6 protein-coding genes, 2 tRNA genes and 1 rRNA gene are annotated in these 7674 nt (G+C 60.9%); 3 read left to right on the forward strand and 6 right to left on the reverse strand.

The window, feature by feature from the left end; translation table 11 throughout:
• Positions 1-208: 208 nt before the first annotated feature.
• The 3 genes from AKL29_RS22315 to AKL29_RS22325 all read right to left on the reverse strand — a co-directional run bounded on the left by AKL29_RS22315 (position 209) and on the right by AKL29_RS22325 (position 2096).
• A tRNA-Ala gene (locus AKL29_RS22315) sits at positions 209-284 on the reverse strand.
• A 35-nt stretch (positions 285-319) separates the two neighbouring features.
• Positions 320-396 (reverse strand) — tRNA-Ile (locus tag AKL29_RS22320).
• Positions 397-607: 211 nt separating this feature from the next.
• A 16S ribosomal RNA gene (locus AKL29_RS22325) occupies positions 608-2096 on the reverse strand.
• A gap of 1010 nt (positions 2097-3106) precedes the next feature.
• Between AKL29_RS22325 and AKL29_RS22330 the strand changes: the two genes are divergently transcribed.
• Positions 3107-5170 carry a M23 family metallopeptidase gene (locus AKL29_RS22330; protein WP_050385646.1) on the forward strand — a complete coding sequence of 688 codons (2064 nt, stop codon included), beginning with the start codon at positions 3107-3109 and terminating at the stop codon, positions 5168-5170.
• On the opposite strand, the gene AKL29_RS42150 is transcribed toward AKL29_RS22330, so the two are convergent.
• A complete protein-coding gene (locus tag AKL29_RS42150) occupies positions 5157-5342 on the reverse strand; it encodes a hypothetical protein (RefSeq protein ID WP_152977717.1) in 186 nt (61 codons plus the stop codon). The two genes, AKL29_RS22330 and AKL29_RS42150, sit on opposite strands and share 14 nt — an antisense overlap.
• Before the next feature lie 39 nt (positions 5343-5381).
• On the opposite strand from AKL29_RS42150, the gene AKL29_RS22335 reads away from it, so the two are divergent.
• Positions 5382-5744, forward strand: a complete 363-nt coding sequence (locus AKL29_RS22335; protein ID WP_050385647.1) for an SPW repeat protein — start codon at positions 5382-5384, stop codon at positions 5742-5744.
• 81 nt (positions 5745-5825) lie between these two features.
• On the forward strand, positions 5826-6083 hold the full coding sequence (locus AKL29_RS22340; RefSeq protein WP_028333573.1) for a hypothetical protein: 258 nt from the start codon (positions 5826-5828) through the stop codon (positions 6081-6083).
• 4 nt (positions 6084-6087) lie between these two features.
• Here AKL29_RS22340 and AKL29_RS22345 read toward each other — a convergent pair whose 3' ends face one another.
• The gene (locus AKL29_RS22345) at positions 6088-6462 is read right to left on the reverse strand and encodes a hypothetical protein (RefSeq protein ID WP_050385648.1); all 375 of its coding nucleotides are present in this window, start codon (positions 6460-6462) and stop codon (positions 6088-6090) included.
• Between the two features lie 326 nt (positions 6463-6788).
• Positions 6789-7674: AAA family ATPase (locus AKL29_RS45360; RefSeq protein WP_244482298.1), on the reverse strand; the 886-nt coding region annotated here is incomplete at its 5' end.

Genomic DNA, 7674 nt, shown 5'->3' on the forward strand with positions numbered 1-7674 from the left:
GATGCGCGAGCGCCGAAAACGATCTGGAGATTAGGAATGGCACCCGCGAATTGCTTCGCAGATCCAAACTCGGATCGATCTCCTCTTTACGATGTCAGAAAACACGCACGTCACCGTCCATCCGGACCAATGAGTGCGAAGTGATGTTTCGCGGACGAAATGAACAGAGCTTCCTGCACAAGGCGCATTCTCGAGCTTCAATTCCATCTGGTGGAGCCAGACGGGATCGAACCGACGACCTCATGCTTGCAAAGCACGCGCTCTCCCAGCTGAGCTATGGCCCCGTACCAGAAGACGAATGCTCCGCACTCGATCAAAATGGTGGGCCTGGGAAGACTTGAACTTCCGACCTCACGCTTATCAAGCGCGCGCTCTAACCAACTGAGCTACAAGCCCCCTAACACGAGAGACATGCCGGCGCGCAACCGACGTGAAGTCGATGCACCGCACAGCGCTCAGCCCCTGGCGCGTGTTCGTCCGCGAAGAAAGAGAAACGAAGACGGCGAAATCCCGCCAATGGAGCTCAACAATCCTGAAACTGTTGGCCCCTGAATGTTTCTAAAACGATCCGATAGTGAGCGTGAGCTCGCTGAAGGATCATCCTTAGAAAGGAGGTGATCCAGCCGCAGGTTCCCCTACGGCTACCTTGTTACGACTTCACCCCAGTCGCTGACCCTACCGTGGCCGGCTGCCCCCTTTCGGTTAGCGCACCGTCTTCAGGTAAAACCAACTCCCATGGTGTGACGGGCGGTGTGTACAAGGCCCGGGAACGTATTCACCGTGGCGTGCTGATCCACGATTACTAGCGATTCCAACTTCATGGGCTCGAGTTGCAGAGCCCAATCCGAACTGAGACGGCTTTTTGAGATTTGCGAAGGGTCGCCCCTTAGCATCCCATTGTCACCGCCATTGTAGCACGTGTGTAGCCCAGCCCGTAAGGGCCATGAGGACTTGACGTCATCCCCACCTTCCTCGCGGCTTATCACCGGCAGTCTCCTTAGAGTGCTCAACTAAATGGTAGCAACTAAGGACGGGGGTTGCGCTCGTTGCGGGACTTAACCCAACATCTCACGACACGAGCTGACGACAGCCATGCAGCACCTGTCTCCGGTCCAGCCGAACTGAAGAACTCCGTCTCTGGAGTCCGCGACCGGGATGTCAAGGGCTGGTAAGGTTCTGCGCGTTGCGTCGAATTAAACCACATGCTCCACCGCTTGTGCGGGCCCCCGTCAATTCCTTTGAGTTTTAATCTTGCGACCGTACTCCCCAGGCGGAATGCTTAAAGCGTTAGCTGCGCCACTAGTGAGTAAACCCACTAACGGCTGGCATTCATCGTTTACGGCGTGGACTACCAGGGTATCTAATCCTGTTTGCTCCCCACGCTTTCGTGCCTCAGCGTCAGTATCGGGCCAGTGAGCCGCCTTCGCCACTGGTGTTCTTGCGAATATCTACGAATTTCACCTCTACACTCGCAGTTCCACTCACCTCTCCCGAACTCAAGATCTTCAGTATCAAAGGCAGTTCTGGAGTTGAGCTCCAGGATTTCACCCCTGACTTAAAGACCCGCCTACGCACCCTTTACGCCCAGTGATTCCGAGCAACGCTAGCCCCCTTCGTATTACCGCGGCTGCTGGCACGAAGTTAGCCGGGGCTTATTCTTGCGGTACCGTCATTATCTTCCCGCACAAAAGAGCTTTACAACCCTAGGGCCTTCATCACTCACGCGGCATGGCTGGATCAGGCTTGCGCCCATTGTCCAATATTCCCCACTGCTGCCTCCCGTAGGAGTTTGGGCCGTGTCTCAGTCCCAATGTGGCTGATCATCCTCTCAGACCAGCTACTGATCGTCGCCTTGGTGAGCCATTACCTCACCAACTAGCTAATCAGACGCGGGCCGATCTTTCGGCGATAAATCTTTCCCCGTAAGGGCTTATCCGGTATTAGCTGAAGTTTCCCTCAGTTGTTCCGAACCAAAAGGTACGTTCCCACGCGTTACTCACCCGTCTGCCGCTGACATATTGCTATGCCCGCTCGACTTGCATGTGTTAAGCCTGCCGCCAGCGTTCGCTCTGAGCCAGGATCAAACTCTCAAGTTGGACTTGAAACCTTGAACCGGCTGATCACAACGTTTGACGAGGTCCCACCATTCTTCGTCGACCGAAGTCAACGAGCCGCCTGCGATTCACATCGTTGGCAGCGATGGTGTAACCTTTAAAACGTGTACCGCCGAAGTCTTTCGTCCACTCTCAGAAGTCAAAAGCCGAAGCTTTCAAGTATTCCGAGAGACGCAAGGACTCCGCCGTCCACGTTTCTCTTTCTTCATCTTCACTTGTCAAACAGCCCGGGATCCGATGACCCCACACCCTTAGAGGGTGGTTCTACCCCTCACCGACCGACAGTGAACCTCAACCGATTTATGTCGGCTGTTGTGTCACTCATCTAAGTGAGGAGCATCAGAGGCGCGTTCGCTCGCCTTGGTCAGTGACCCGGCGGCGCCGCGCTCAGTGGTTGGTTTATAGTCCCCACCCCTCGGGATTGTCAACGCCCATTGTCAACAAATCGTCGCACGCCCAAATCGCTTGTGCAGTGCGAAGAAATTGTCGTGCTTTCCGTGACTTAGGTCGGAGGTAAAAATTCGCCACCCAGCCCTCGCGGCAAAAAACTTTAAAAAAAGTTTGTCGCCGGGGAGCCCGTGAGGCCCTCCAAAACGGGTTCCAGCCGCCGCGAGGCCGGGCGGCGGGTATCGACCTGCTTTCAGGGAAGCTTTTCCACCTCAAATGCCGCACTTGAGCCACAATCCTGCGACGTTCTGGCTATAACGAATGCATTGAACCGCTCGTAACCTGTGGGGGCTGGGGCGGTTTTTCTGGGGGACCAGGCGATTTTCTCCAAGAATACGTCGCCTCTTCCCTTCGCGCGGCCGAGCAACATCGAGAGATCTGCACACCATTGACGTTCGAGATCGCGGCTAGCTAATGGCCATCGGCTTCTCGAATTCGATGCGTGTGGCTCGCCACACTGCCGAGATTCCTCTTCCGGGGATCAAGGTGGGGACGAGGATGAGCTGAGGACGATCGCAGTTGCCGGAATTTGGGGGGATATCGGGTTGAGCCAACGGGCGTCACGCGGAAGCGGCATTGGGCGCGAGACCGGGATGATCGATCTCGGTCACGAACCCCCGCTTTCAGTCGACGGCACCGAGGCCGCGGTGATCGACCGCCGCCGCGTCTCCGTTCAATGGTTTAGCGGCACCATTCTGACTGGACTATGTGGCGCGGCCCTGATCGGCGGCGCCGTTTTTGCGTCGCTCGATGGCGAGATGACCTTCGCCAAGGTGCCGGAGCGCGTCGAAGGCGCGCTGCGCGGCGCGTTCACCGGCAACGATCGCGTCGTCAGCCTGCACAAGGGCGACCGCCTGCCGCCGCCCAGCGAATCCTCCGCCTCCCGCAGCCTGGTGCGTGTGTCGACCGTGACCCGCGTCGGCAATCGCGACGTGATGCGGGTGCGGCCCTTCATCCGAATTTCCGGCAATCTCTCGATGACCACGAGCGATCTGTCGGCAAAAATCCCCGCGTTCAACGCGCAGCGTCTCTTGACCGATGTCGGCTCCGACACGCCGGCGGCGGCCGAGGATCCGAATGCCGCGGCCGAGCCCGACGCCGAGGTCTCGTTCGTCACCAAGGATCTCGGCTCCGTGCTGCCGAAAGCCAAGCTCGCCGCCGTCGTCGCGCTCGACGACGTGCTGATGCGGGTCCGCGACGCCGCCAACTGGCGCGGCTCCGGCAATTCAGTGCGCTACGCTTCACTCGCCAATGCCACGGCTGACGCGAGCGGCGCCGGCCCCGACATGAGGATGGCCTACGCCGCCGAGGGCAACACCTCCGATCCCTATGCCGGCTTCGAGACCCGCGTGGTGCCGGAAAACGTCACCCTGCTGCCGAAGACCAAAGAGCAGGTCACCGGCGGCAATCCGGTCGGCGAACGGGTTCACGTCGTCAGGAAGGGCGACAGCATCACCTCGATCCTGCGCGATCAGGGCGCAACGCCCGACGAGGCGAAGGCGATCGCCGCAACGCTCGGTCCGCGCGGCCGCGAGGGCGGCCTGAAGGAAGGCCAGAAGGTACGAATCCTGATGGCGCCGGCCGCTCCCGGACCGAATGTCAGGCTGCAGCCCTATCGCGTGATCGTCGCCAACGAATCGGTCATCGAGGCCGTCGCTGCGCTGTCCGATCTCGGAAAATACGTCGCCGTCGACGTGCAAAGCATGAACACCGTCACCGAGACCGCCGACAATTCCAGCGACGATGACGAGGATGATGGCAGCGGCGTGCGGCTCTATCAGAGCATTTACGAGACCGCGCTGCGCAACAAGGTGCCGCCGACCGTCATCGAAGACATGGTCAAGATCTACTCCTACGACGTCGATTTCCAGCGCAAGGTCCAGCCCGGCGACTCGTTCGACGTGTTCTTTGCCGGCGAGGACGAGGGCGTCACCAGCACCGAAAAGACCGAAGTGCTCTACGCCGCGCTGACCGTGGGCGGCGAAACCAAGAAATACTACCGATTCCAGAGTTCGGACGACGGCCTCGTCGACTACTATGACGAGACCGGCAAGAGCGCGAAGAAGTTCCTGGTGCGCAAGCCGGTCAACAACGCGATCATGCGTTCGGGCTTCGGTGGCCGCCGCCACCCGATCCTCGGCTATGTGAAGATGCACACCGGCGTCGACTGGGCCACCGCTTACGGCACGCCGATCTTCGCTTCCGGCAACGGCGTGCTCGAGAAGGTCGGATACGAGGGCGGTTACGGCAAATATATCCGCATGAAGCATGCCAATGGCTATGAGACGGCCTACGGCCACATGTCGGCCTTCGCCAAGGGCATGGAGATCGGCAAGAAGGTGCGGCAGGGCCAGGTGATCGGCTTCGTCGGCTCGACCGGCCAGTCGACCGGCCCGCACGTCCACTACGAAATCCTTGTCAACGGCCGATTCGTCGACCCGATGCGCGTGAAGCTGCCGCGCGGCCGTTCGCTCGAAGGCCCCATGCTGGCGAACTTCGAGAAGGAGCGCGACCGGATCGAGGCCCAGATGTCCAGCCGCGGCAGCTCGCGAATCGTCTCGGACGCCACGAGCTCGACCTCGCAGACGCGCTCCATCACCAATCGCTGATTATTCCCCAGGCCACACGGGCCGTCTGACGACGCCGCTGCGCTCCCTTCGGAAGCTGATTGCCGCGTCCAAACAGGCGCCGCCGGACATCGGCGGCGGCGGCGATTTCCGCCAAAATCCCCCGGAATCCACCAATTTCGCGGAACAAGACGGGAACTCGAATGGCGGTCATCCAGTTGATTCGAAGGTAAAACCTCCAATGGAGGGAGTCATGGAGAACTGGACAAACGCAAAACTGTGTGACGTCGCAAACCTGATCCTCGGCGCGATTCTTTTCCTGTCGCCGTGGCTGTTCACGTTCGACGGCGGAACGGTTTCCGCCAACGCCCACATCGTCGGCATTGCGATGGCGGTCCTTGCGATCGCCGCGCTCGCAGCCTTCGCGGTCTGGGAGGAGTGGCTGAACCTCATCGTCGGACTTTGGGCGCTGGTCTCGCCGTGGGTCCTTGGTTTCCAGGGAATCACCACCGCGATGACCGTGCACGTGGTCATCGGCATCGCAGTCGCGGTCCTTGCGGCGATCGAGCTCTGGGTCATGTCCCAGCATCCGCCCCGGCTCACCACTCACAGCTGACGCTTCGAGCTCATCGATTCCTTACCCGCTGGCCGGGATGGCCGGCGGGTAAGGGCATTTGCCCAATGAGGATATGCAACCATGACCCAACTCACCCGCGACGACGTGCTGAAAGCCGTCAGCCACGCCGACGACGTCACGATTGCGCGAATCATCGCATCCGGGGCAACGATCGCCGAGCTTGCCGAAGCGCAGGCGTGGCTCGCCAATGACGAGCCACTGATGAATGACGGCAGGCCGCTGGCCACGGGCCGTGCCCGCGAGCTGGTCGACATCCTCACAGAGCTCGAATCTGCCGAGGACGACGAACCCTCGCCGCCCATCGCCCCGCCGGAATGAAAGCTTACAGCGCGAGGCTGGCGCAGATCAGGAACACGATCCCGATTGCGGTCAACCCGAACGCGACGGCCGCGAGCGGCAGCAGCATGTCGATCGTCGCATGGGAGCTGTTGATCGTGCTGCCCCAGACCGCGAATTCGCCCCTCCGCCATTCGCCAAACGGAATCGGCCGCGCATGCGGATCGTGCCGATGGTCGTATCTCCGCCAGATCTGCGACAGCAGCCACGGCAGGAGCACCGCGACAAACAGCAACACCGTCACGAACATCAGCGACAGTTCCACCTCGCTCTGGCGGTCGAACAGAATCCAGGCCGACAGCACGAACCATCCGACCAGGCCTGCGGCCGTGCCGTAAACGCGCGGATGAAGGATCGTCATAGACGGGCCGGTTATGGGCAATGAGGTCTCTGCTCATGCAATTCGCCTTCTGCTGAGGGCGACCGGCGGTGTGGCTTTGCAGGATGATGCAACGTGGCGCGCGAATCAGCCATGCGATTCGGGCCGAATACTTCCCTTTGGAGCTGCGCGGGATGTTGCCACGCCAGCCGATCATTCAGGATGAAAACGAACGCTGTCCGCAGGCGGTTTCATTAATTCGGGCCCACAAAACGGGCCGCCAGACAGGAACTCCGTCGCGGGCGGCCCGTCGATTGTCGCGGATGCGGCCTGTCGCCAGGCCGCATCCAGTTTCGCTATCGAAACGCTCAGTTCAGCTTGCGCTTCGAGACCGGGGCCTCGAACTGCACGATCTCGGCGGTTTTGGGCACCTGACCGTTGAAGGTCAGCACGTTGCCCTTCTCCGAGATCACGACATGATCGCCGTCCTTGACCTCGCCGGCGAGGATCATCTCGGCCAGCGGATCCTGCACGCTGCGCTGGATCACCCGCTTCAGCGGGCGGGCGCCGTAAGCCGGATCCCAGCCCTTCTCCGCGAGCCAGTCCCGCGCCTTGGCGTCCAGCGTGAGCTCGATCTTGCGATCCTCGAGCAGCTTGGTCAGCCGCGCGAACTGGATCTCGACGATACGGCCCATCTCGCTCTTCTGCAGGCGGTGGAACAGGATGATCTCGTCGATGCGGTTCAGGAATTCCGGCCTGAAATGCGCCCGCACGACGCCCATCACCTGATCGCGGACCGCCGCGGTGTCCTCGCCCTCCGGCTGATTCACCAGGAACTCCGAACCGAGATTCGAGGTCATGATGATCAGCGTGTTGCGGAAATCGACGGTGCGGCCCTGGCCGTCGGTCAGGCGGCCGTCGTCGAGCACCTGCAAGAGCACGTTGAAGACGTCGGGATGCGCCTTCTCGATCTCGTCGAACAGCACGACCTGGTAGGGCCGGCGCCGCACGGCTTCGGTCAGTGCCCCGCCCTCGTCGTAGCCGACATAGCCGGGAGGCGCGCCGATCAGCCGCGAGACCGAGTGCTTCTCCATGAATTCGGACATGTCGAGGCGGACCATCGCGGTCTCGTCGTTGAACAGGTCAGCGGCGAGCGCCTTGGTCAGCTCGGTCTTGCCGACGCCGGTGGGGCCTAAGAACATGAACGAGCCCGTCGGCCGGTTCGGATCCTGCAGGCCCGCGCGGGCACGGCGC

This window comes from Bradyrhizobium pachyrhizi (genome assembly GCF_001189245.1).
Classification (GTDB): domain Bacteria; phylum Pseudomonadota; class Alphaproteobacteria; order Rhizobiales; family Xanthobacteraceae; genus Bradyrhizobium; species Bradyrhizobium pachyrhizi.

Excerpts from the sequence above, each read along its gene's own strand:
- AKL29_RS42150 (WP_152977717.1), bottom strand. The coding sequence starts at position 5,342 with ATGACCGCCATTCGAGTTCCCGTCTTGTTCCGCGAAATTGGTGGATTC.
- AKL29_RS22335 (WP_050385647.1), top strand. The coding sequence starts at position 5,382 with ATGGAGAACTGGACAAACGCAAAACTGTGTGACGTCGCAAACCTGATC.
- AKL29_RS22340 (WP_028333573.1), top strand. The coding sequence starts at position 5,826 with ATGACCCAACTCACCCGCGACGACGTGCTGAAAGCCGTCAGCCACGCC.
- AKL29_RS22345 (WP_050385648.1), bottom strand. The coding sequence starts at position 6,462 with ATGACGATCCTTCATCCGCGCGTTTACGGCACGGCCGCAGGCCTGGTC.